Source organism: Methylobacter sp. (assembly GCF_030680395.1).
Taxonomy (GTDB): domain Bacteria; phylum Pseudomonadota; class Gammaproteobacteria; order Methylococcales; family Methylomonadaceae; genus Methylobacter_A.
Map to the genome: position 1 here is coordinate 401,532 of NZ_JAUXVR010000007.1, position 22,259 is coordinate 423,790.

General features: G+C 45.6%; 23 protein-coding genes. 18 read left to right on the forward strand and 5 right to left on the reverse strand.

Going from position 1 to position 22,259, the window contains the following annotated elements; all coding sequences use genetic code 11:
• Window positions 1–57 precede the first annotated feature (57 nt).
• The 5 genes from Q8L79_RS04465 to Q8L79_RS04485 all read left to right on the forward strand — a co-directional run bounded on the left by Q8L79_RS04465 (window position 58) and on the right by Q8L79_RS04485 (window position 5,212).
• Window positions 58–714, forward strand: coding sequence for a VTT domain-containing protein (locus Q8L79_RS04465; protein ID WP_305268325.1), 657 nt, complete (start codon window positions 58–60; stop codon window positions 712–714).
• Between the two features lie 121 nt (window positions 715–835).
• On the forward strand, window positions 836–1,630 hold the full coding sequence (locus Q8L79_RS04470; protein ID WP_305268327.1) for an energy transducer TonB: 795 nt from the start codon (window positions 836–838) through the stop codon (window positions 1,628–1,630).
• A 137-nt stretch (window positions 1,631–1,767) separates the two neighbouring features.
• Window positions 1,768–2,433, forward strand: coding sequence for a MotA/TolQ/ExbB proton channel family protein (locus Q8L79_RS04475; RefSeq protein WP_305268329.1), 666 nt, complete (start codon window positions 1,768–1,770; stop codon window positions 2,431–2,433).
• A 2-nt stretch (window positions 2,434–2,435) separates the two neighbouring features.
• Window positions 2,436–2,846, forward strand: coding sequence for a biopolymer transporter ExbD (locus tag Q8L79_RS04480; RefSeq protein WP_305268330.1), 411 nt, complete (start codon window positions 2,436–2,438; stop codon window positions 2,844–2,846).
• 479 nt (window positions 2,847–3,325) lie between these two features.
• A complete protein-coding gene (locus tag Q8L79_RS04485; protein WP_305268332.1) occupies window positions 3,326–5,212 on the forward strand; it encodes a potassium transporter Kup in 1,887 nt (628 codons plus the stop codon).
• A 107-nt stretch (window positions 5,213–5,319) separates the two neighbouring features.
• Here the strand turns inward: Q8L79_RS04485 and Q8L79_RS04490 are convergent, their stop codons facing one another.
• Complete coding sequence (locus Q8L79_RS04490) at window positions 5,320–5,835, reverse strand: hypothetical protein (RefSeq protein ID WP_305268334.1); 516 nt, start codon at window positions 5,833–5,835, stop codon at window positions 5,320–5,322.
• A gap of 274 nt (window positions 5,836–6,109) precedes the next feature.
• Here Q8L79_RS04490 and Q8L79_RS04495 point away from each other — a divergent pair, with 274 nt between their 5' ends.
• Window positions 6,110–6,712, forward strand: a complete 603-nt coding sequence (locus Q8L79_RS04495) for a peroxiredoxin (protein ID WP_305268335.1) — start codon at window positions 6,110–6,112, stop codon at window positions 6,710–6,712.
• A 181-nt stretch (window positions 6,713–6,893) separates the two neighbouring features.
• Here the strand turns inward: Q8L79_RS04495 and Q8L79_RS04500 are convergent, their stop codons facing one another.
• Entirely contained in the window at window positions 6,894–7,679 is a 786-nt protein-coding gene (locus tag Q8L79_RS04500) for a hypothetical protein (protein ID WP_305268337.1), read from the reverse strand.
• Window positions 7,680–7,690: 11 nt separating this feature from the next.
• The gene (hslO, locus tag Q8L79_RS04505) at window positions 7,691–8,560 is read right to left on the reverse strand and encodes an Hsp33 family molecular chaperone HslO (RefSeq protein WP_305268339.1); all 870 of its coding nucleotides are present in this window, start codon (window positions 8,558–8,560) and stop codon (window positions 7,691–7,693) included.
• Window positions 8,561–8,647: 87 nt separating this feature from the next.
• Here hslO and msrA point away from each other — a divergent pair, with 87 nt between their 5' ends.
• The 4 genes from msrA to Q8L79_RS04525 all read left to right on the forward strand — a co-directional run bounded on the left by msrA (window position 8,648) and on the right by Q8L79_RS04525 (window position 12,290).
• Window positions 8,648–9,280: a peptide-methionine (S)-S-oxide reductase MsrA gene (gene msrA / locus Q8L79_RS04510; protein WP_305268340.1), complete on the forward strand. Its 633-nt coding sequence runs from the start codon at window positions 8,648–8,650 to the stop codon at window positions 9,278–9,280.
• Between the two features lie 254 nt (window positions 9,281–9,534).
• The gene (locus tag Q8L79_RS04515) at window positions 9,535–10,917 is read left to right on the forward strand and encodes an ATP-binding protein (protein ID WP_305268341.1); all 1,383 of its coding nucleotides are present in this window, start codon (window positions 9,535–9,537) and stop codon (window positions 10,915–10,917) included.
• Window positions 10,895–11,443 (forward strand): response regulator transcription factor, encoded by a 549-nt coding sequence (locus Q8L79_RS04520; RefSeq protein ID WP_305268342.1) that lies wholly within the window; start codon window positions 10,895–10,897, stop codon window positions 11,441–11,443. Before Q8L79_RS04515 ends, Q8L79_RS04520 begins: the two co-directional genes overlap by 23 nt.
• Before the next feature lie 646 nt (window positions 11,444–12,089).
• Entirely contained in the window at window positions 12,090–12,290 is a 201-nt protein-coding gene (locus tag Q8L79_RS04525) for a hypothetical protein (protein ID WP_006891763.1), read from the forward strand.
• 211 nt (window positions 12,291–12,501) lie between these two features.
• On the opposite strand, the gene lpxD is transcribed toward Q8L79_RS04525, so the two are convergent.
• Window positions 12,502–13,542, reverse strand: coding sequence for a UDP-3-O-(3-hydroxymyristoyl)glucosamine N-acyltransferase (gene lpxD / locus Q8L79_RS04530; RefSeq protein ID WP_305268344.1), 1,041 nt, complete (start codon window positions 13,540–13,542; stop codon window positions 12,502–12,504).
• Window positions 13,543–13,717: 175 nt separating this feature from the next.
• Window positions 13,718–14,200 carry a cyclic pyranopterin monophosphate synthase MoaC gene (moaC, locus tag Q8L79_RS04535; protein WP_305268345.1) on the reverse strand — a complete coding sequence of 161 codons (483 nt, stop codon included), beginning with the start codon at window positions 14,198–14,200 and terminating at the stop codon, window positions 13,718–13,720.
• Between the two features lie 142 nt (window positions 14,201–14,342).
• Here moaC and Q8L79_RS04540 point away from each other — a divergent pair, with 142 nt between their 5' ends.
• The 8 genes from Q8L79_RS04540 to Q8L79_RS04575 all read left to right on the forward strand — a co-directional run bounded on the left by Q8L79_RS04540 (window position 14,343) and on the right by Q8L79_RS04575 (window position 22,007).
• Window positions 14,343–14,576, forward strand: a complete 234-nt coding sequence (locus Q8L79_RS04540) for a MoaD/ThiS family protein (RefSeq protein ID WP_305268346.1) — start codon at window positions 14,343–14,345, stop codon at window positions 14,574–14,576.
• Window positions 14,577–14,580: 4 nt separating this feature from the next.
• Complete coding sequence (locus Q8L79_RS04545) at window positions 14,581–15,027, forward strand: molybdenum cofactor biosynthesis protein MoaE (RefSeq protein ID WP_305268348.1); 447 nt, start codon at window positions 14,581–14,583, stop codon at window positions 15,025–15,027.
• Window positions 15,028–15,064: 37 nt separating this feature from the next.
• A complete protein-coding gene (locus Q8L79_RS04550; RefSeq protein ID WP_305268350.1) occupies window positions 15,065–15,895 on the forward strand; it encodes a DUF2797 domain-containing protein in 831 nt (276 codons plus the stop codon).
• Window positions 15,896–16,223: 328 nt separating this feature from the next.
• Window positions 16,224–17,960: an acetolactate synthase 3 large subunit gene (locus tag Q8L79_RS04555; RefSeq protein ID WP_305268428.1), complete on the forward strand. Its 1,737-nt coding sequence runs from the start codon at window positions 16,224–16,226 to the stop codon at window positions 17,958–17,960.
• Window positions 17,960–18,451, forward strand: coding sequence for an acetolactate synthase small subunit (gene ilvN / locus Q8L79_RS04560; RefSeq protein WP_305268352.1), 492 nt, complete (start codon window positions 17,960–17,962; stop codon window positions 18,449–18,451). The genes Q8L79_RS04555 and ilvN overlap by 1 nt, the downstream gene beginning before the upstream one ends.
• Window positions 18,452–18,560: 109 nt before the next feature.
• A complete protein-coding gene (gene ilvC, locus Q8L79_RS04565; RefSeq protein WP_305268353.1) occupies window positions 18,561–19,577 on the forward strand; it encodes a ketol-acid reductoisomerase in 1,017 nt (338 codons plus the stop codon).
• 181 nt (window positions 19,578–19,758) lie between these two features.
• Window positions 19,759–21,828: a carbon starvation CstA family protein gene (locus tag Q8L79_RS04570; protein WP_305268355.1), complete on the forward strand. Its 2,070-nt coding sequence runs from the start codon at window positions 19,759–19,761 to the stop codon at window positions 21,826–21,828.
• Window positions 21,828–22,007: a YbdD/YjiX family protein gene (locus Q8L79_RS04575; RefSeq protein ID WP_305268358.1), complete on the forward strand. Its 180-nt coding sequence runs from the start codon at window positions 21,828–21,830 to the stop codon at window positions 22,005–22,007. The genes Q8L79_RS04570 and Q8L79_RS04575 overlap by 1 nt, the downstream gene beginning before the upstream one ends.
• Window positions 22,008–22,259: the final 252 nt, after the last annotated feature.

The window sequence follows — 22,259 nt, forward strand, 5'->3', positions numbered from 1 at the left end:
ACTAGGCATGAAGCGTACTTTATGCTTGCTTGTTTTAACGATATAAGGACCTGGTTTATGGAAATTATTTACTTTTTATTGCACTTACTCAAAGATCCTCTGACGACGCTGCAAGATTTTCTGGCGCATTACGAGATGCTGACTTATGTGATTTTGGCGGCGATAATTTTTGTCGAAACCGGCTTGATCGTCATGCCGTTGCTCCCCGGAGACTCGTTGCTGTTTGCGGTCGGTCTATTGGCGTCATCGACCGGCAAACTGGATATTCTCATCATTATTCCGCTGCTGATTAGCGCGGCTTTGCTGGGCGACAATGTCAATCATTTCGTCGGCAAGCATTTTAGTAAGTTCGTTAAGTCACGGGAACAAATTTTGTTTTTTAAGCGGGAATACATTACCCAAACCGAAGCCTTCTACGAAGAACATGGAGGCAAAGCCGTTATTATGGCCCGTTTTGTCCCGATCATCCGCACCATTGCCCCTTTCGTAGCCGGTGCGGGCAGCATGAAATATTCGAAATACATTATTTTTTGCATTATCGGCGCGACCTTATGGGTTACGAGCATAACATTAACCGGATATTTCCTGGGCTCGAATGAATGGGTCAAACACAATTTCGAGAAAATTGTTTTGGGCATTGTTTTTGTGTCGTTCATGCCAATGGTTTGGCAGTTTGCGAGGGTTAAATTGCTGAAACAACCTGAATCTATTTAAAGTTTTCCATTTTCCGCAATTACTGCTGTGACCGTGCAGAGTAAAACACAGCTAAGGACCCTTTGTCCGGAATCTGAACATAACAAATGCACAATCGATGTTTAAAAAGGTAATATCCCCTATGTTTTTATTTAACAGCCATGAAGGCGGCTTGGCCGACCGGAATTTAAAGCCTTCGGGCGACGAGGCGAGTCCGTTAGTGCAAAAAAAACGATCGTTATTTGCAGCCTTGACCGGCGAAGAACACCCGCGTTTCATGGGTGGATTACTGTTGACTTTAGTGCTGCTGTTGCACATATGGGCGGGACTTTGGCTTTTAACGCCAACCGAGAAACCTAAAACGCCGTCGCTGATGGTCATGGAGGTCTCGCTGGTTTCTACGCCGAGTCAAAAAGCTGAAATTACGCCACCGGCGCCGCCAAAACCAGTGCCGCCAAAGCCTGAACCACCGAAAAAACAACCTGTTAAACAGCCGGTCAAGAAAAAAATGCCGGTTATTCCCAAGCATGCGGAGCTACCAAAACCGCAGGCTATTGCTGAAGAAAAATCCGCGCCTTCTAATTCTGCGCCGACACCTTCAGTTTCAGCGCCACAATCCGTCAGTCGCCCCGCTCCTGCTGTAGTCAGCAGTGAACCGAGAATCAGCACCGGCGTCATTCCATTGGAGCGCATTCCCCCCAAGTACCCTGCGCGGGCTGCTAACCGCCATATCGAGGGCTGGGTTAAAATCGAATTTACTATTACCAGGAGCGGTACCGTTGAAAATGCCGTAGTTGTTGAGGCTGAACCTGCCGAGATTTTTGACGAAGCTGCGTTGAAAGCGATTAATCAATGGACCTTCAAAGAAAAAATAGTTAATGGTGTAGCGGTTGAACAGCGCGCTGTTCAGACGCTGCAATTTAAATTGACAAGATAATCGGTTTGCGTTTTACCGACTTACATTGACCATACCAGGACTAATATCCAGCGGTTTTGGTATGAACTTAAAAAAGCGATCAGTTCGATAATTGCACCCAAATTAATTTTATTTGAATAACTAAAAAGGAGATCTTAATGCCCTATCATATTGCGCCAGAAGTTATCATCGACGGTACCTTATACACGTTGCTGGCTTTCTCGGTGGTCACCTGGACGGTGATTCTTTTCAAAATCTGGCAGTTCACCAAGAACAGTTTTTATAACAGGGCTTTTAATAAGGCGTTTTGGGATGCGGCCAATCTGGAGCAGGCAAAAACTTTACCGGCAGAGATAACCAGAGGGCCGCAAGCGCGGATTGCACAGCAAGGTTTTGCATGGATGAACGAAAGTCAGCAGTCTGAGGGTAAGAGCCTTAAATATCGTGGCGTTCCATCTGAATTACTCGAACATTCCCTGCTTGTTCAAATGCAGCAAGAGCAACATGCAATGGAAAGCGGCCTGACAATGCTTGCCAGTATCGGCAGCACCTCCCCGTTCGTCGGTTTATTCGGAACAGTGTTGGGCATCATGCACGCGATGCACGAGATCACTGCAAGCGGCTCGACCAGTCTTGATGTGGTGGCCGGTCCCATCGGCGACGCCTTGGTCGCCACTGCAATCGGTATCGCGGTCGCCGTACCGGCGGTACTGGCCTATAACTTTTTCTTGCGCCGGGTCAAACAGCAACGTGCCGGTTTGGAAAATTTTGTCGTCAGTTTTATGCATATCGCCTCAAGTGCGAACGTCAACGGTAAGGAATAGGCATGGCTTTTAAACCGCAATCGGAAGACGAAGGAGCAATGAGCGACATTAATGTCACTCCGCTAGTCGATGTAATGTTGGTGCTGGTGATTATTTTATTGGTGACCGCGCCGTTACTCACGCAATCCGTGCATGTTACTTTACCTAAAACCGCCGAGACTACAGCGGATATTAAAGAACAACCGTTACAGCTCGGTATCGATGCGCAGGGAGGCATAACACTGAATAAGCTGCCACTCGCAGATCTTGCAGCATTGGAAACGGCGTTGAAGGCTGAGCTTCTAAAAAACCCAGAAATCGGCTTGCATTTATACGCCGATCAAGATGTCGTTTATGCAAAAGTCGCCGAAGTCATGGCAACCGTGCAACACTCCGGGATCGCTAAAATAGCGTTCGTAACTGAAAAACAGTAATACACTTCCAACATAAACCACGAAGAAACATATGGAAGCATTCGTATGTTTCTTCGTGGTTTGTTAACAATTTATATACACTCTGTATACAGTTCACTCATTGATTAACGAAGGCTTTCAGTCTAATTTTAATCGATGTGCATGGGAACGGTAGTGTCGATTCCATAGACTAGGTGTATATTTAGATATTTACTTCTAAACTTTTGTTCCAAACTCCCATGCCTACTCCATCCTTCTTTTTTTGCCAGTTGAACTTATCGCCATGATGGCAGGCTTCTGCGGTAGCTTGACTGTGGTTGGATCATCGGCGGGGGCATGATGCCCATAGACAAAAGCTATATTTTCTCTACTCACTTACGTTTTTTGTCAGTAGCGCTGACGAACTTCCGTGGTTCTTTTGGTTTCTGATATCCCCGCAATCCGAAGTATTACACTGGGTATGATAGCCGGTTGATTCTTTACTTAATTCAATATTTACTATGTCGTCAAATTCACAGAGTCATTCCAAACAACAAGTAGCCGTTTTGGCGCTAAGCGCAATTGGCGTGGTATTCGGTGATATTGGCACCAGTCCCTTATATGCTGTCAAAGAGGTTTTCGGTAGTCATTTACCGATTGATAAATCCCATGTGCTAGGCGTTCTATCGCTGATTTTTTGGGCATTGGCTCTGGTTGTAACAACCAAATACACAATCTTTATTATGCGTGCTAATAATAAAGGCGAAGGCGGCATTATGGCGCTAATGGCTTTAGCCTTGCAAAGCGCTAAAAGCAACCCGCAAAAAACACGCTTTATTGTTACCATCGGTTTGCTCGGCGCCGCTTTGTTTTACGGTGACAGCATTATTACCCCGGCAATATCGGTATTAAGTGCAATCGAAGGCTTGCAAGTAATTACGCCGTCTTTAAGCCATTATGTTTTACCGGTTGCTATTACGGTACTTGCCGCTCTTTTTATTGTGCAGGCTAAAGGTACGGGAGCGGTCGGGAAAATGTTTTCGCCTATCATGTGTCTTTGGTTTATTACTTTGGGCATTCTTGGCTTAAATAATATTATCAACGCTCCTGCCGTATTGGCTGCAGTTAACCCTTATTACGCGATTCATTTATTGCTTGAATTAGGCTGGCAGGGTTTTTTAATTATGGGCGCAGTGGTTTTGGTCATAACCGGTGCTGAGGCGCTTTATGCCGACATGGGGCATTTCGGTTTGAAGCCCATCCGTTATGCCTGGTTCAGCTTTGTTTTTCCTGCCTTATTGCTCAACTATTTCGGACAGGGCGCGTTACTGCTTGAGCATCCTGAGGCGGTGAAAAATCCATTTTATTTAATGGCGCCGACATGGGCGATGTATCCGCTGTTAATTTTGGCGACATTGGCATCGGTTATTGCCTCTCAAGCGGTAATATCCGGTGCATTCTCGGTTACAAGACAAGCCATACAGCTTGGCTACTGCCCACGCATGAACATTTCACATACGTCGGGTCAAGAAGTAGGGCAAGTGTATATTCCTGCGATCAATTGGTTATTGATGGTCTCGGTATTTGTCGTGGTGTTGAGTTTCGAGTCTTCCTCGGCACTTGCTTCCGCTTACGGCATTGCCGTTACCGGGACTATGATTGTCGATACTCTTTTGGCGTTTATCGTCATCCAAGGAATTTGGCAATGGAAAAAATCGGCTAGTGTTGCTTTTTTGACAACTTTTCTAACGGTAGATTTTTTGTTTCTTTCTTCCAACAGTTTAAAAATACCGACCGGGGGCTGGTTGCCTCTGATCATCGGAGCTGTGCTGTTCTTAATGATGACCACCTGGATTAAAGGTCGTGCCTTGTTGGCGGAATATATCGACCAGAGGCGTGTGCTGTTTGAGGATTTAGAAGATAAGATATTAAGTCATCAGGCAGTCACCGTTAAAGGTTCAGCCATTTATCTGGCTAAAAGCCTGCATGGTGTACCGCAGGTGTTTTTACACAATTTTGAGCATAACCATGTATTGCACGAACAGATCATGGTGTTGACTGTTGTCACTAAAGATGAGCCCTACGTTGATGTGGCGCACCGGATCAAGATTCGCGCATTCGGCAAGGATAACAATTTTTATCGGGTTAAACTGTATTACGGTTTTAAGCAAAACCCTGACGTGAGACAAGCTTTAGAGTTGTGCGCTCAGGAAGGCTTAAACATCGATTTCAAGCAGACCTCGTTTTTTATCGGTAGTGAAAGGGTCTCTTTTCGGAAAAAAAGTCCTATGCCTACGTGGCGCAGACCCTTATTCAGGTTTTTATTCCACAATGCCACAAGCGCGATAGAATTTTTCAAAATTCCCGTTGAGCGCGTCATTGAGCTGGGTATCCGTGTCGAACTTTAGCGGGATGATTGAGGATGCTCTATCATTAACTCAATCGTTTATTGGGGTCTGTCTGGGATTTTGTTTTCACAAAAGTCTGTTGCAGACCTCTAACACGAACTCTTCGTTTACATTGCTACTGCGTTCAAATTCTCGTCTTCATACAAGCGTGTCTTCTTCCAGCCGGCAAATTTGCTGTCATAAAATTCAAGATCGTTATCAATTGAAAATTCATAACAACTTCTGAACAGCTTGGCGGTACGGAACGCATGCAATTCGTCATCTGCCGTTACTTTGTCGACATTACCAACCTGAAAGGTTTTATTCCTGGATTTGCAATTACTGACCCAAAAAACGGTATAGCAAAGATAGCTTTTATCTTTACGATGGTCGTACTTGATAGTTCTCGACACACCGGTGACACCGGTGGTGGTTTTATTCTTGGGCGGTTTAAGAAATCGTGTCTTGCTGCCTTTTAAAACGGTTAGCATCTGGTCACGCCAGGTAATTGCGGCTTTCAAGGATTTACCTTTGTTGCCCCACAATTTATGCGAAAAATAACGGCTGCTTTCTTTGCCGCGCCTTACGATGCGTACCTGAAAACCAAACACATCGGGTTCGGTAATATGTTTATTTTTTGCCATGATAGAATTCCATCAAACGAATGAACTAAATGAATTTAACAGCCAAGTTAGGGCGACAGGCTTTAAAAAGGCCTGAAGAGAGTAAATCCCTGACTTCATTGTAAGCTATTGATGACAAATTATGTATAAAATTAAAATTAAAGCAAGCTAAAAATAGCAACAATTTCGCAAATCCCTACTAATCTAGTGTACAATTTCAATAATCCACTGCTTCAGTGGCTAACACTAAAGTTAACAGTCTTTTGTTTTTTTACTATTTATTTGGAGATAATCAATGAGCGTATTAGTCGGTAAACAAGCACCTGATTTTACAGTTCCTGCCGTTCTTGGCGATGGTCAAATAGTTGATTCATTTAGTTTTTCTGAGGCCGCTGGCGGAAAATATGCAGTAGTATTTTTCTACCCGTTAGATTTCACATTTGTTTGTCCAAGTGAGTTGATCGCTTTAGATCACCGTATGGATGAATTCAAAAGCCGTAATGTTGAAGTGATTGCTGTGTCTATCGACTCGCATTTCACTCATAACGCATGGCGTAATACACCTGTTAATAAAGGCGGTATCGGTCCTGTTCGTTACACAATGGCTGCAGATATATCGCACTCTATTTGTAAAGATTATGATGTTGAAGCGAGTGCTGGCGTGGCTTACCGCGGTACTTTCCTGATTGACCGCGACGGCAAGGTTCGTCATCAGGTTGTTAACGATCTGCCTTTAGGTCGCGACATGGATGAATTGTTGCGCATGATTGATGCCTTACAATTCCACGAAGAGCATGGCGAAGTATGCCCAGCAGGCTGGCATAAAGGCGATTCAGGCATGAACGCAAATCCTGCCGGTGTTGCAGAATATCTGGATAAAAATGCCGACAAGCTGTAAGTAACAGCCGGTTATTGGGCCGGTCCAACAGGCCGACCCAATATAAAATAAAAAAGGCTTAGACAATCAATGTCTAAGCCTTTTTTATTGCGGCCGGAGAGGATAAGCAGGCGGATTAATTCTCGGTCAAAGCGATGTTGATATTCCTTGGCAGCATGAGGAGAGGGGTTAGGCTTGCTCGCTATTCCGGTTTGTTTTGTGCGACAGCCGGCGCTTCATCGAGAAATTTTCGATAATTAATTGAAACCTTAAGCCCTGCAAAGCGCCCAGCCATTCTAACCAACTCCTGGGTCCTTTTATCAAAGCTGATTTTAACCTCGTTTAAAGCGCGATCCTCATAACCTTCTTCTATATGATGAGTTTCCAGCAGAAAACGGTAAATATAGACTTCCTGTTCTCCTTCATCCTTGATTTCAAAAGGTTCTCCCAGTTGTGCCAGAACGGCCGGTTTTTTGGGCAAATCATCGGAAATTTTTTCCAGCAATGCCGAGTTGGCTTTGAGCTGTTGTTTTTCTTTGTCGATTTCGGCTCCGCCTATAGAGCGTAAAGAAACTTCTAAAAACTTGGGCGGGGCAATCGCCAAAAAAAGTGAAGAAAACGACCAGGCAATCAAACGGTTTTCTTTATTAAAATTTAAATCCGAATAAAATTTTACTTCCGGCTTGATCAGGTTATTGTTACCGTCAACCTTGCGAAACCAGTATCGCCAGCGTCTGCCTTCCGGTGTTGGATCATCCTGGCTGGCATAAAGCTTGGATAAAGAAACAAAATCCTTGCTGTAAAGAATGGGGTCCTTGAAGCGCAGGGTAAATTCATCATTGGCGACGACGGAAAAGTGGCTGTCGAACTCATCCATCTGCAGGTAGACTTGATAAGCCCTAACCCAGTACATGCAACCGGATAATGACGCTGTCAGTGCCAGTAAAAAAATAATGCGAAGACTTCGTTTGATTATTCCGGTTTTCATGGGATTGGTGATTAATGTCGTGTTTCGGAATTCGGAACGGTACTTTTCTGAGACAGGATATTCTCCACGTCAACTTTATCAAAGCGGTAGTGTTCGCTACAGAATTCACAGTTTACTTCAATAATATCGCGCTCTTTTAGAATATCTTCCAGTTCGGTTCGGCCCATAGCGAATAATGTTTTTTCGATGTTTGACCGTGAACAGGCGCAGCTGAATTCAACCGGTTCTGCGTCAAACAGTCTGACTTTTTCCTGATTGAACAATCGATATAACAGTTGTTCACAATCCAGCTCGAATAATTCCTGCTCGGTTACGGTGTTTGCCAGTATTTCGATATGCTCCCAATCAACCTCGTAATTATCCTGCGCAGGTAGCTCCTGTAATAATAATCCTACAGCATGAGTGGCATTGGCAAACAGCCACAAGCGGGTCTTAAGTTGTTCGGATTGCTGGAAATAAGTTTGCAGTACATCGGCCAAGTTACTGCCCTGGAGCGGAACAATACCCTGATAAGGCGCGCCGTTTTCCGTTTCGATGGTTAACACCAGTCGCCCTTGGCCGAACATGCCTTCCAATGAAGCGGCGGCTACATTTTCCTTGCCCCTTACCAAGCCTCGTATTTTTCGCTGATCCGTTGCCTGAGCAACCAGTGTTTTAATGTCGCCATCGCCTTGGGCTTGAAGAATCATGGAGCCTTTAAACTTGACGGTAGCCGACAACATGACTACGGCCGCCAGTGCTTGTCCCAACTGCTGTTGCACGCTTTCAGAGCCGCGCTGATGAAGTTTTGCCGCTTGCCAGCTGTTGGTTAATTTGACCCATTCTCCACGGACGCCCAGCTCTTCAAATAAAAAACGGCGTAATAAATCTTGCTCTATCATGTTTCTCCAGTTAAAAAATCGTGCATTTTTTGACATCAGGATCATAATAATCTTTGACCTAACAGCTTTATAAAAATACCACAGGCTATGATTTTTTCATCAAAAAAACTTACCCTACCTGATCCTAAGGACGCTTTACCTGGCCGAAACACGCCAATGTCTGTTACAAACCGGCATTTTGTAACAGGTAATCCGATAGTTCCGCCGTTTCCCGAAACCATGGAACAAGCTCTGTTCGGAATGGGCTGCTTCTGGGGGGCTGAACGAAAATTCTGGCAATGTCCGGGCGTGTTTAGTACGGCAGTGGGTTATACCGGCGGCTACACACCTAATCCGACTTATGAAGAGCTATGCACAGGTTTAACAGGGCATACTGAGGCTGTTAAAGTTATTTATGATCCGGCTGTCGTTTCATACCGTGAGTTACTTCAGATTTTTTGGGAATCCCATAATTCCACGCAAGGTATGAGGCAAGGCAATGACATCGGTACGCAATACAGATCCGGAATTTATACTTATACCCAACAACAGTTGGATGAAGCGCTTAAATCAAAACAACACTACCAGCATCAGCTCACTCAGGCAGGTTTTAAACAAATAACTACCGAGATTATGCCGGCAAACGAATTTTATTATGCCGAGGATATTCATCAGCAATATCTGGCCAAGAATCCTATGGGTTACTGCGGCTTAGGGGGTGTCGGCGTGGTTTTTGATTAGTCTCTGATTATAAAAGACAAAAAAAAGGCGGTTTAAAAAAACCGCCTTGGAATATTTAGGAAGAATATGACGCAACTTTTCAGCTATGGTGCTCTACAAGAGCCTTAAAAGTTAGATTAATAATATCAATAAATAATGCAACATAAAATGTGACATATTGTCGCAGTTTAATTTTTAATTTAAATCCCGATAATATACTTAAATAATCCTAATCTTTTATTTAGGTTATATCTAACAACACACTGTTTTATAAAATGCTTTCATACGCTGCACCTAAGTCAGAATTTTCTGCTCGACAAAACCTGAGGTGGTTGTTTATCCTCAGAAACTTGATGATGCTCAGCGAGGTTATACTCGTTGTTTTATCCATATACGGTCTTAATATCCGTTTGCCGGAGCAGCAGCTCTGGCTGGTGATAATGTCTATAGGCGTCGTTAATGTCTATACCTCAATGCGTCTAGAGACAGACGACCCCGTTACGGAATTGGAGATTTTTTCTCAGCTAGTCATTGATGTTTTTAGTATTACAGCACTGCTGTACTTAACTGGAGGCGCATCAAACCCTATTACTTGGGTATTCCTGTTGCCTCTTATTATTACAGCCATCATGCTTCACCAATCCTATGCTTGGTATATGGTGATTTTAACTACGTCTATGTATACGGCATTAATGGCTTACAATATTCCTTTGCCGTCGATAGAGCCGCATATGCCTAGCTCGGAAATGCTGTATTCCGATGTAAAAAATTATGAGCTGTTACAGCAGGTTCACGCCATGAGTGACAGTCATTATTTTAATCTGCATATTTTTGGCATGTGGTTCGGTTTTGTATTCAGCGCCGGCTTAGTCGCATTCTTTGTGGTTGAACTGGCTAAAACACTCAAGGCACAGGAGCGAAATCTGGCTGAAGCACGGGAAAATGCGTTAAGGGATGAACGTGTTGTCGCATTGGGTACTTTGGCGGCCAGTGCCGCTCACGATATGGGAACACCATTAGGTACCATTGCTATTGTGGCTCATGAGCTTGAACAAGAGTATCCGATTCATCGTTTTCCTGATTTACATGAGAAATTACTGATTATGCAGCAACAGATTGACCGGTGCAAAATAGCGCTATCGGTAATGTCGGCCTCTGCGGGTGAAATGCGTGCCGAATCCGGTAGTGCCATGCTGCTGACTGATTATATTGATGAAGTAATCAATCAATGGCGCACTCACAAACCATCGGCAAAGTTATGCTTCTTTATCAATCCTGAAGTCGCAATACAGGCAAAAATCATTGCCGAACTCACGCTGACCCACTCGATTATTAATATTTTAAATAATGCCGCTGAAGCGTCTCCGCCGGAAAAAGGTATCGAGTTTCACGCATCATGGGATTTAGACTACGCCGTTATTAAAATTAGGGATTTCGGCCCCGGCCTGCCGCCGGAATTAATCGATTTTGCCGGTAAGCAACCTGTTATCAGCAAAAAACGCGGCTTAGGCGTGGGGTTATTCTTAGCTTATTCCACTATTAGTCGTCTGGGCGGTAAAATTAATCTTTACAACAGCGAATCGGGCGGAGCCTGTGTGGAAATTACCCTTCCTCTTTTAAATATAGAGAATAATCATGACAACCCAGGAAATGGATAAACCACGGCTGTTGCTGGTGGATGATGACGAGACTTTTTGCAAGGTGCTAAAGAGTGCGTTAGAAAAAAGAAATTATGAGGTATTGGTCGCTAACGATGTCAAAACCGGAATAGCATTTGCCGAACGCTATTTACCCGAATATGCGGTGATTGATTTGCGTATCGGGCATGAATCAGGGCTGGAGCTGGTGAAAAAGCTGATCTCTTTGGATGATAATACTACCTGCGTCATGTTAACCGGCTTTGCTAGTATCGCTACAGCGGTCGAAGCAATAAAATTGGGCGCCACGCATTATTTAACCAAGCCGGCCAATGCCGATGAAATTGTCAATGCCCTGCATAAAAATGAAGGCGACTCGTCGGTTTTGATTAGTGAGAATCCCTTATCCGTAAAACGCCTGGAGTGGGAGCATCTGCAAAAAGTTCTGATGCAGCACGACGGCAATATTTCGGCTGCCGCCAGGGCGCTAAATATGCACAGACGCACATTGCAAAGGAAGCTGGATAAAAAACCGGTGAGGGAGTAGTAGGTCTAAAGAAAGTTTTTACTCTCATTAATGAAAGAGAAAGTGGAGCTGTCAGGTGAAATGAGGCTAAAAAGCATGCCTGTTGATGTTTTAGTTAAACCTGACTCCAAAACACTACGCTTACAGCTATTGGTAGGTTGGTAGTACTATCTTACTGCATCCAGAGACCACGCCGGCTATAAGAAGAATACCGCTCTAAGCAGTAATTTTGTATTATCAATTCAGGCTTCGCTTAGCGTATTCAGCTATATTTCGACTCGGAAATTTTAATCGAAATGCTCTCTAATTGCGGCAACTTGATTTCAATTTACTATGCCATAATCAGCAACATTTATTGTCAAGAATATCTTTTTATCGGCCTGTGCCTCATGGTGCTTATAAAAATATTTACATTAACTTTCACTTGGTTACTGCATGGGGCCCCTTGCTGTTTTACGATTGCCGGCAATTTTTGTTGTCCCATTAATCGTAACGCGATTGGTATTTTTTATTTATAGTTTTGACACGACGCCGTATCTCATGATAAAAAGTACCCTGTCGTTTATTACTTAATTCGACAAGCAGCTCAATAGAACAATTTGTTGAGCGGCTCCCTTTGAGGAAAGGGAATAAAATAAAATAATATAAACTATTCGAGGATTTTAAAATGGCTGAAGAACAAGAAAAAGATAACACATGGTTGATCGCTGGTGTTGCTATTGCTGCTGTTATTGTTTTAGTTGTGATGTTGAAACAGGACGAAACCAAGCATTTACAAAGTGGTGCTGTTGCAGCGAGTAATGCTGAAGTGTTCTCGAAAATTGATGCGAAAAAAACCAGCAACAACACTGGTAACGTAGGTAATTAAAATAATTCCCCCCGCTATGAAAATAGCGGGGGGTGTTGTTACTGCTTGGTATCTTTGTATCCTGAATCTGCAACGCCCTCTTACACCAGCAACATAAAGTCTCGAACCTAATCGACACGCCCCTCCCAAGAAAGCCCTAACATTTCAATGCATGAATTGAAATTTATAATGTTCTGTTGCCGTAAAATCTACGGAATTTTTGAAGTATTGGCTATATATCCTTTTCCAACAGCAGGATTTTTTCTTCCAACATTTTTACTCTTTTCAATAGCTCAGGCAGTTTGCTGATGGCGATTTGCTCTTTATAAGCCGTCTTTTTATCTTTTGCCGGACTGCCGAAAACCTGTGTGCCCGCCTTGACATCACCGGCTACGCCGGAGCGCGCCATGACTACAGCGCCTTGGCCAATCGTAACATGATCGGCAATACCCGAGCTTCCCGCCAGAATCGCATAATCTTCAATATTGCAGGAACCGGACACTCCCGTTAAGCCGCACATGATTACGTTTTTGCCGACCTTATTATTGTGTCCAATCTGCACCAGATTATCGATTTTACTGCCTGCTCCTATTGAGGTGCTTCCCAATGCGCCCCTGTCTATGCAGGTATTGGCGCCAATCTCGACATTGTCCTCAATAACCACATTGCCGACCTGAGGAACTTTTACATGTTCGTTATTTCTGAACTTATAGCCAAAGCCATCGGCGCCAATGATGGCCCCTGAATGAATAATGACATTATTCCCTATGACGACATCATCATAAATAACAGCATAAGGATAAATGCGACAGTTTTTGCCTACTTTGACATTTTTACCAAGATAAACGCCTGCATGTATTTGGCTGCCATCGCCTATGCTTGAGTTTTCGCCAATGACGGCATATGGTCCGATATACAGTTCAGTGCCTAACGCCACATTGGCTTCAAGCACTGCCTGCGGCGCAATTTGTTGCGTATAAGTCCTGGCAGGATGCAGTAATTCGACTGCTTTAATAAAACTGAGCTCAGGATCGGCACAGATCAGCAGCGCCATGTTTTCAGGTGCATCCTCAACACCGAAACCTTCCGCAATAAAGCAGGCCGAAGCCGTTGAATCCTTAATGTACCGAGTATAGCGACTGTTAGTTAACTGCGTGACTTGGCCCTGGTGTGCAGACGTAATCTCTGCCGCAGAATGGATGGTTGCTGAGAGATCGCCACCTTCAATCCGCGCACCGCAAAAATCGGCAAGTTCTTTTAATATAATCGGCATAGTTGTCTCTGCTGTTATTCTGAATAGCGCCAAAGCAGTCGGCACGTTGTTGAAAAATATAAGTCTAGTTTAATAAATCTAATAAACAACCGCATTACCCGGTTGTTCGCCAGGATAATAGGGGCAGTCGTTTGAATTTTATTTCGATTTTTAGCGCTCAAATGTCACAACTGAATTATCCGGTAGCGTTCTGCCAGTGTCCTGACTTGCCGCCATCTTTCTCCAGTAATCGGACTGACTGAATAATCATTCCCCTATCTACGGCTTTGCACATATCATAAATAGTGAGTAATGTGATTTGCGTGGCATTTAGCGCTTCCATTTCTACGCCGGTTTGTCCATTGGTTTTTACGGTGGTTTGGCAACGTATCCGGTTGCTGTCGATCTCAGCGCTCAGTTTAATTTCTACATGAGTTAGAGGTAGCGGATGACAGAGCGGGATCAGGTCCGCAGTTTTTTTGCTGGCCATGATGCCGGCTATTCTTGCTATAGCCAGCACATCGCCTTTTTGGTGTCCGCCATCTATGATCAGCTTGAGTGTTTCCGGCTGCATTTCAATATAGCCTTCGGTGACGGCTGTACGCTGAGTGATCGCCTTGTCGCCGACGTCAACCATGTGAGCTTCGCCGGATTGATTAAAGTGGGTTAATGCAGTCATTTTTCTGTAAAATTATCAGTGAAAGGGCAGGCACGTTTTTATTATATCAACTGCCGGTTAAGAAAACTAAAAAGGCGATCGACAGATTTCCCATACAATGCACTTCGTGCCAATTCTATTTTTTGTGACTGAGTAACTAATTATGTCAATTAAGGTTCGTTATTTTGCCAGCTTGAAAGAAAGTATCGGCCGTTCGGAAGATAATCTGGAGTTTTCAGGATTGACTACAGTCGTCGATGTATGGCGCAGCGCTAATCCGAATAAAGCCCTACCGGATAATAGTTTGGCGGCGGTGAATATGGACTATGTTGAATTAAATAGTGTTGTTAAGGACGGCGATGAGGTGGCTTTTTTTCCGCCAGTGACTGGGGGTTGACGCCGTGGAAATAAAGATTTACGACGAGCCTTTCGATCCCTGGAAGGAAGTTCAGGGACATCAGTGTTCGGCACAGGGCATGGCCGGAAAGTTTGGCGCAACTAATATTTTTATAGGCACAATGCGCGATTTCAATGAAGGTGAGGATATTAAGGGTATGACCCTGGAACATTATCCCGGCATGACCGAAAAGCAGCTGGAAAGAATCGTCGCCGAAGCTGTGCGGCAATGGCCGATTATTGATGCTTTGGTAGTGCATCGGGTGGGTGATATTTTACCTAATGATCCGATTGTGTTGGTGGCAGTGTGGACATCGCACCGTGGTGACGCTTTTGATGCAAGTCGGTTTATCATGGAAGCATTAAAGACGAGAGCACCTTTCTGGAAAAAGGAGCTGTTAAAATCCCAAGCCGAGCGTTGGCTGGTAAAAAATACTGACGGTTATATTTAACCGGTCCGTGGTAATTTGTTTTATAGGAAATGCCTGAATGCAGGGACAATTAAGAAAAATGCACACCCGACTGGAGCCGGATAGCTCAAAGCCGGTTCAGTACGAGTTGCCGTTAGGCGATCAGCTGGTCGCTTTAAATCCGCTGATCGGCAAGTCAATTAAGCTGGTATATACCGGTAAGATCTTGTGTGTACATTGCAACAGGTCAATTAAAAAGAGCTTTAATCAGGGCTATTGCTACCCCTGCTTTATTTCGCTGGCGCAATGCGACATGTGCATCATGAAACCGGAAACTTGCCATTATGAGGCCGGCACCTGCCGGGAGCCCTCATGGGGCGAGGAATTCTGTTTTCAGCCGCATGTGGTTTATCTGGCCAATTCCAGCGGCATTAAGGTCGGCATTACCCGGCAGACGCAAATCCCGACACGCTGGATAGACCAAGGCGCCGTACTGGCGCTGCCGATTTTTAAAGTGCAGTCGCGCTATATTTCAGGGCTGGTTGAAATCGCCATTGCCAAGCATGTCAGCGACAAAACCAGCTGGCAAAAAATGCTTAAAAGTAAGGCAGAGCCTATCGATCTGATTGCAAAACGGGATGAATTAATTGCTGTCTGTGAGGCGGAGTTGGCCGAAATTACCCAGCGTTTTGGGCAGCAGGCAATTGAGTTTTTAGCCGATGAGCCGGTCGTGGATATTCATTTTCCGGTGGACAGTTACCCGGTTAAGGTCAAATCCTTTAATCTTGATAAGAACGCCGAAGTATCCGGGGTCCTGCACGGTATTAAAGGACAATATTTATTGCTGGATACCGGCGTCATTAATATCCGCAAGTTTGCCGGTTATGAGGTTGAATTTCTGGAGCAGTAGCGCCTGCCAAAGCAAATCGCTCTTACTTAAGGTCTCGAATCGAGACCGGCATCAAATCGGCTTTTCTTTAAGTTCACTGATAATACCTTTTTAATGACAATCAATATTTGATTGTTTACAGGCCAATCAGGAATTAAAAAGGATAAGAGATGCATGTACAATTTGCTCAAAAACCTAGTAAAATGCTTATATTATGTCGCCTGAAAAAAGCGACTACCAGCAGCAGTCTATATGACGTTCTTTAAAATACGGCGAGTATTTGAGCCTTGAATTTTTAAACGCACATATAATCGGCTTAATTCGAAAGTCTATTTTTGAGGGTATTAGTGTGGAGCTAAACGGCGCACAAATTGTAATTCAGAGTCTTAAGGACGAAGGTGTAGAATATATTTTCGGCTATCCTGGTGGGGCGGTATTGCATTTATACGATGCCATTTTCCAGCAGGATGATGTCAAACACATTCTAGTTCGACACGAACAAGGCGCTACTCACGCCGCCGATGGCTATGCCCGTGCAACCGGCAAACCAGGCGTAGTCTTGGTTACTTCCGGGCCTGGCGCCACCAATGCCGTAACTGGCATTGCCACCGCTTACATGGATTCAATCCCGATGGTGATTATTTCCGGTCAAGTGCCGTCGCCGGTTATCGGCAGCGATGCGTTTCAGGAAGTCGATATGGTCGGCATTACCCGCCCCTGCGTGAAGCATAACTTTCTGGTTAAAGATGTCACCAAGCTGGCTGAAACCATGAAGAAGGCATTTTATGTAGCGACCACCGGCCGTCCGGGTCCTGTTGTTGTTGACGTGCCCAAAGACATAACTGATCCCAGCATAAAAGTACCTTATAAATACCCTAAAAAAGTGACTATCCGTTCTTATAATCCGGCGGTTACCGGCCACAAGGGACAGATTAAAAAAGCAGTGGATTTATTATTGACTGCACAAAAGCCGATCATTTATTCCGGCGGCGGTGTGGTTTTGGGTGAGGCCAGCAAGGAATTAATCGAATTCACGCACACACTGGGTTTTCCGATCACTAACACCTTGATGGGCCTAGGCGCTTATCCTGCGACCGACAAACAATTTGTCGGAATGCTGGGGATGCACGGTACTTATGAGGCCAATATGGCAATGCATGAGAGCGATGTGATTATTGCCATCGGCGCGCGTTTCGATGACCGCGTTACCGGAAAGCTGGATCAATTTTGTCCGCATGCCCAAATTATCCATATCGATGTTGATCCAGCGTCTATTTCCAAGACCGTTAAGGTCGCAATTCCTATCGTAGGTGAAGTTAAGCCGGTATTGGAGCAGATGCTTGAAATGATCAGGGAAAGTAAAAAGAAGCCGTCTAAAAAAGCGTTAGAAAACTGGTGGAATCAAATTGAACAATGGCGGTCTGTCAAGTGCTTGGAATATGATCGCGAAAGCCGCCTGATTAAGCCGCAATATGTGATTGAGCAATTGTACGAAGTCACCAAAGGCGATGCATATATCACCTCGGATGTAGGTCAGCATCAAATGTGGGCTGCCCAGTATTATCCGTTCGACAAACCCCGCCGGTGGATTAATTCGGGCGGCTTGGGTACGATGGGCTTTGGTTTGCCTGCGGCTATCGGCGTTAAATTGGCATTTCCCGATTCCGAAGTTGCCTGCGTAACCGGCGATGCCAGCATCCAAATGTGTATTCAGGAGTTATCGACCGCTCTGCAATACAAAACGCCGATAAAAATTATCAACCTGAATAACAGCTATATGGGTATGGTTCGGCAATGGCAGGAATTTTCCTACGAAAGCCGCTACTCGCATTCGTATATGGATACCATTCCTGAGTTTGTCAAACTGGCAGAGGCTTATGGTCATGTCGGCATGCGTATCGATAAACCTGAGGAAGTCAGACCTGCTCTGGAAGAAGCCTTTGCGATGAAAGACCGCACGGTATTTTTGGACATCCTGACTGACCGAACCGAAAATGTTTACCCGATGATTGAATCAGGCAAAGGGCATCATGATATGACCTTAAGAGTTGCATCAGGGACATCGACCGACAGGGAATTGGCATAATGAGACATATTATTTCTATCCTGATTGAAAATGAATCCGGCGCGTTATCGCGGGTAGCGGGCTTATTTTCTGCGCGAGGCTACAATATCGAGTCTTTGACCGTAGCGCCTACGGAAGATCCCAGTCTATCGAGAATGACTCTGGTCACTCGCGGCAGCGACGATATTATCGAGCAAATTACCAAGCAGCTGAATAAACTGATTGATGTGGTTAAACTGATAGACTTGGCAGACTCCGTTCATATCGAACGGGAACTAATGATGGTCAAGGTTAAAACCAATGAGCAGACGCGCGAAGAAATCAGAGGCATGGCGGATATATTTCGCGGCAAGATTATCGATGTAACGCCAACCACTTATGTCGTAGAAATGACTGGCCCATCCAGTAAGCTTGATGCCTTTATCGCCGCTATCGATGGCGATAGTATAATTGAGGTCGTCCGTTCCGGGCCGACAGGCATTTCAAGAGGCGAAAAAGGGCTACATTTGTAAACTTAAGGTTAAAGGCTAAAGGCTAAAGGCGAAAAAGCAATGCTCATTCGCCCTTCGCCCTTCGCCCTTTGCCCAATTAATTCTAAACACCCAAAAAACAGGAAAAACCATGCAAGTTTATTACGACAAAGATGCCGATCTTTCAATCATCAAAGGTAAAAAAGTAGCCATTATCGGTTACGGATCACAAGGTCATGCTCACGCCCTTAATTTAAAAGAATCCGGCGTTTCAGTTGTCGTGGGCTTACGCGCAGGATCGCCTTCAGTGGCTAAGGCTGAAGCACATGGATTAACCGTACAAGCCGTTGCACAAGCGGTTGCAGGTGCGGACATAGTCATGATTTTGACGCCTGATGAATTCCAATCAAAATTGTATAAAGACGAAATTGAACCGAACATCAAACAAGGTGCTGTATTAGCATTTGCGCACGGCTTTGCTATTTTGTACAACCAAGTTGCGCCACGCGCCGACTTAGATGTCATTATGATTGCGCCTAAAGCACCAGGACACACTGTTCGGTCCGAGTTTGTACGCGGCGGCGGCGTTCCCGACTTAATCGCTATTCATCAAGATGCTTCAGGCACAGCGAAAGCGATTTGTTTATCGTATGCCTCTGCTATTGGCGGCGGTCGCTCAGGCATTATTGAAACCACGTTCCGCGACGAATGTGAAACCGATTTATTCGGCGAACAAGCGGTATTATGCGGCGGTGCAGTTGAGCTCGTAAAAATGGGTTTTGAAACCTTGGTTGAAGCGGGTTATGAGCCTGAAATGGCCTACTTTGAATGCTTACACGAATTAAAGTTGATTGTTGATTTAATGTTTGAAGGCGGTATCGCCAACATGAACTACTCAATCTCCAACAATGCAGAGTACGGCGAATACGTCACCGGTCCAAAAGTCATCAACGAGGAAAGCCGCTGGGCGATGCGTGAAGCGTTGAAAAACATCAGAAACGGTGAGTACGCGAAGCAATTCATTATGGAAGGTATGACCAACTATCCTGAAATGACCGCCAAGCGTCGTTTGAATGCAGAGCATCCGATTGAAGTTGTCGGGGCAAAACTGCGCAGCATGATGCCTTGGATCAAAGCCAACCAGATTGTTGATAAAACCAAAAACTGATCTTATAGTCCGTTTAAGCGTTTAAAAAAAGCCCGTCTTTATGATGGGCTTTTTTTTGCTAAGCAGAGTAGGTTCTTCGTGGTGTATTAATCAAGCTACTCAGTTGATGCTTATCGCAATTTAACAGGATAATCACCTTAGTCTTACTATTAAAATGTCAACAATAAACAGAAGATGACTGATGAATAAACTACTGAAAAACACTATCTGGGTACTCATCATCGTCATCGGTGCGGCAGCCGTCGGCGGTATCGCTTTAAATCGCGGCGAAAGCATCAACACGCTGTGGTTTATAACCGCCGCCTTGTGCATCTATGCCATTGCCTATCGCTTTTATGCGGCGTGGATTGCTGCCACAGTGCTGGCGATTGACGAAACGCGGGCGACACCGGCCGAGCGACTGGATAACGGCCGCGACTTTGTGCCGACCAATAAATGGATCGTGTTCGGCCATCATTTTGCGGCGATTGCCGGGCCGGGGCCGTTGGTGGGGCCGACGCTCGCTGCGCAGTTCGGCTATTTGCCGGGGACGCTGTGGATATTGTTCGGCGCGGTATTGGGCGGTTGCGTGCAGGATATGGTGACGCTGTTTTTATCCACCCGGCGCGATGCCAAAAGCCTGGGGCAGATGGCGCGCGACGAATTGGGAGCATTGGGCGGCACGGCGGCGCTGATCGGCACCTTTGCGATCATGATCATCCTGATTGCAGTGCTGGGACTGGTGGTGGTTAACGCGATGAAACATAGCCCGTGGGCGACGGCTACGGTGTCGGCGACGATTCCGATTGCGATGATAGTCGGCCTTTATATGCGCAGTTTCCGTCCCGGCCAAGTGCTGGAAGCTTCTGCGTTGGGTGTGGTTTTGTTATTACTTTCCGTAATGGGCGGCGGCTGGATCGATCACAATCCCACCTTGCGTGTGTGGTTCGACCACGAAGGCTTAACGCTGGCCTGGTGGGTGATGGCTTACGGTTTTGCGGCCGCGATTTTGCCGGTCTGGTTGTTGCTGGCGCCGCGCGATTATCTGTCGACTTACGTAAAGCTGGGTACCATCACCTTGCTGGCGGTGGCGATTGTCATGTTGCAGCCGACAGTGAAAATGCCTGCTTTGACACAGTTTATTGACGGCACCGGGCCTATTTTTGGAGGCAAACTATTTCCGTTCGTATTTATCACCATTGCTTGCGGCGCAATTTCTGGCTTCCATGCGTTGATCGCCTCCGGCACTACGCCGAAACTGCTCAGCAATGAACGCGATATACGCATGATCGGCTACGGCGGCATGTTGCTGGAATCCTTTGTCGCGATCATGGCGATGATGGCCGCGACCGTGCTCGATCCCGGTGTGTTCTTTGCGATCAATAGTCCGGCTGGCGTAGTCGGCAAGGAAGCTGTCGATGCCGTTGCCAAAATCTCTTCCTGGGGCTTTCCGGTCACGGTAGATCAGATGCAGCTGTTAGCCAATCAAATGGGCGAGGCAACGCTGTTCGCCCGCACTGGCGGCGCGCCATCTTTAGCTGTGGGCATGGCGAGCATTTTCGGCAGCGCGTTCGGCGAGAGCATGCTGGCCTTGTGGTACCACTTTGCGATCATGTTCGAGGCTATCTTTATATTGACTACACTGGATGCCGGAACCCGAGTGGGGCGCTTCATGTTGCAGGATATGCTCGGCAATATCTGGCCGAAAATGGCGGAAACTTCGTGGACGCCATCGGTCGTTTTGACCAGCGCGCTGGTAGTGGCCGGTTGGGGCTATTTTCTCTATATCGGCGTGATCGATCCGAATGGCGGGGTCAATATTTTGTGGCCGCTGTTCGGCATCGCCAACCAAATGCTGGCCGCGATTGCGCTGTGCGTGGCGACCTGTATTTTGATCAAATCCGGCAAGCTCAAATACGCCTGGGTGAGCGGCTTGCCGCTGACCTGGCTGGTGACGATCACCAGTACGGCCGCCTGGGAGAAAATCGCCAGCGACAATATCCGCATCGGTTTCTTTTCTGCGGCCAATGACTTGGCCGATAAGCTGGCGGCAGGCGTATTGCCGCCGGAAAAAGCGGCCGTTGCGCCGCAGTTGATCTTCAATCTGCATCTGGACGGTTGGCTGACCATGTTTTTTGTGGCCCTGTTGTGGCTGATCGTGTTCGACATGCTGCGCGTTTGCAGCCGTTATCTGGCCGGAAAGCCGGTACTGCCGCTGGCTGAGTCTCCGCATATTCCAAGCCGCTTGGTTGAAGATTGGGTGAGGGATTGATGTTAAGTAAACTGAAATCGTTTTGGCGGGTGTTGCGCCGCCTTTCCGGCGATGATGCTTATGAACGCTATTTACAGCACCATGCAGAACATCATCAAGCCGATACGCCGTTGAGCAAAGAGATTTTTTTCAGGCAGTGGCAGGATGAAAAGTGGAATGGGGTGAAGCGGTGTTGTTAGCTATTGGTAGCAGCTATTCAACAAATAATAGGGTGTCATAGAGGGCAATCATGATTATGTCGGTCAATTTTTAATTTCGGTGTCAAGGAAGCTTAATTCAGTAAGATAAGGACGTTGCAAGTAGTATAAGACTTTGTTTCAATTATTACTTTAGGTGGAGAGCGGTTGCTCTCTGGTCGTAAATGTAATAAACATTGTATGCAAGGGTTTTTTGACAGATAATAATTTTTATATCACAGGCACTCTAAGTAA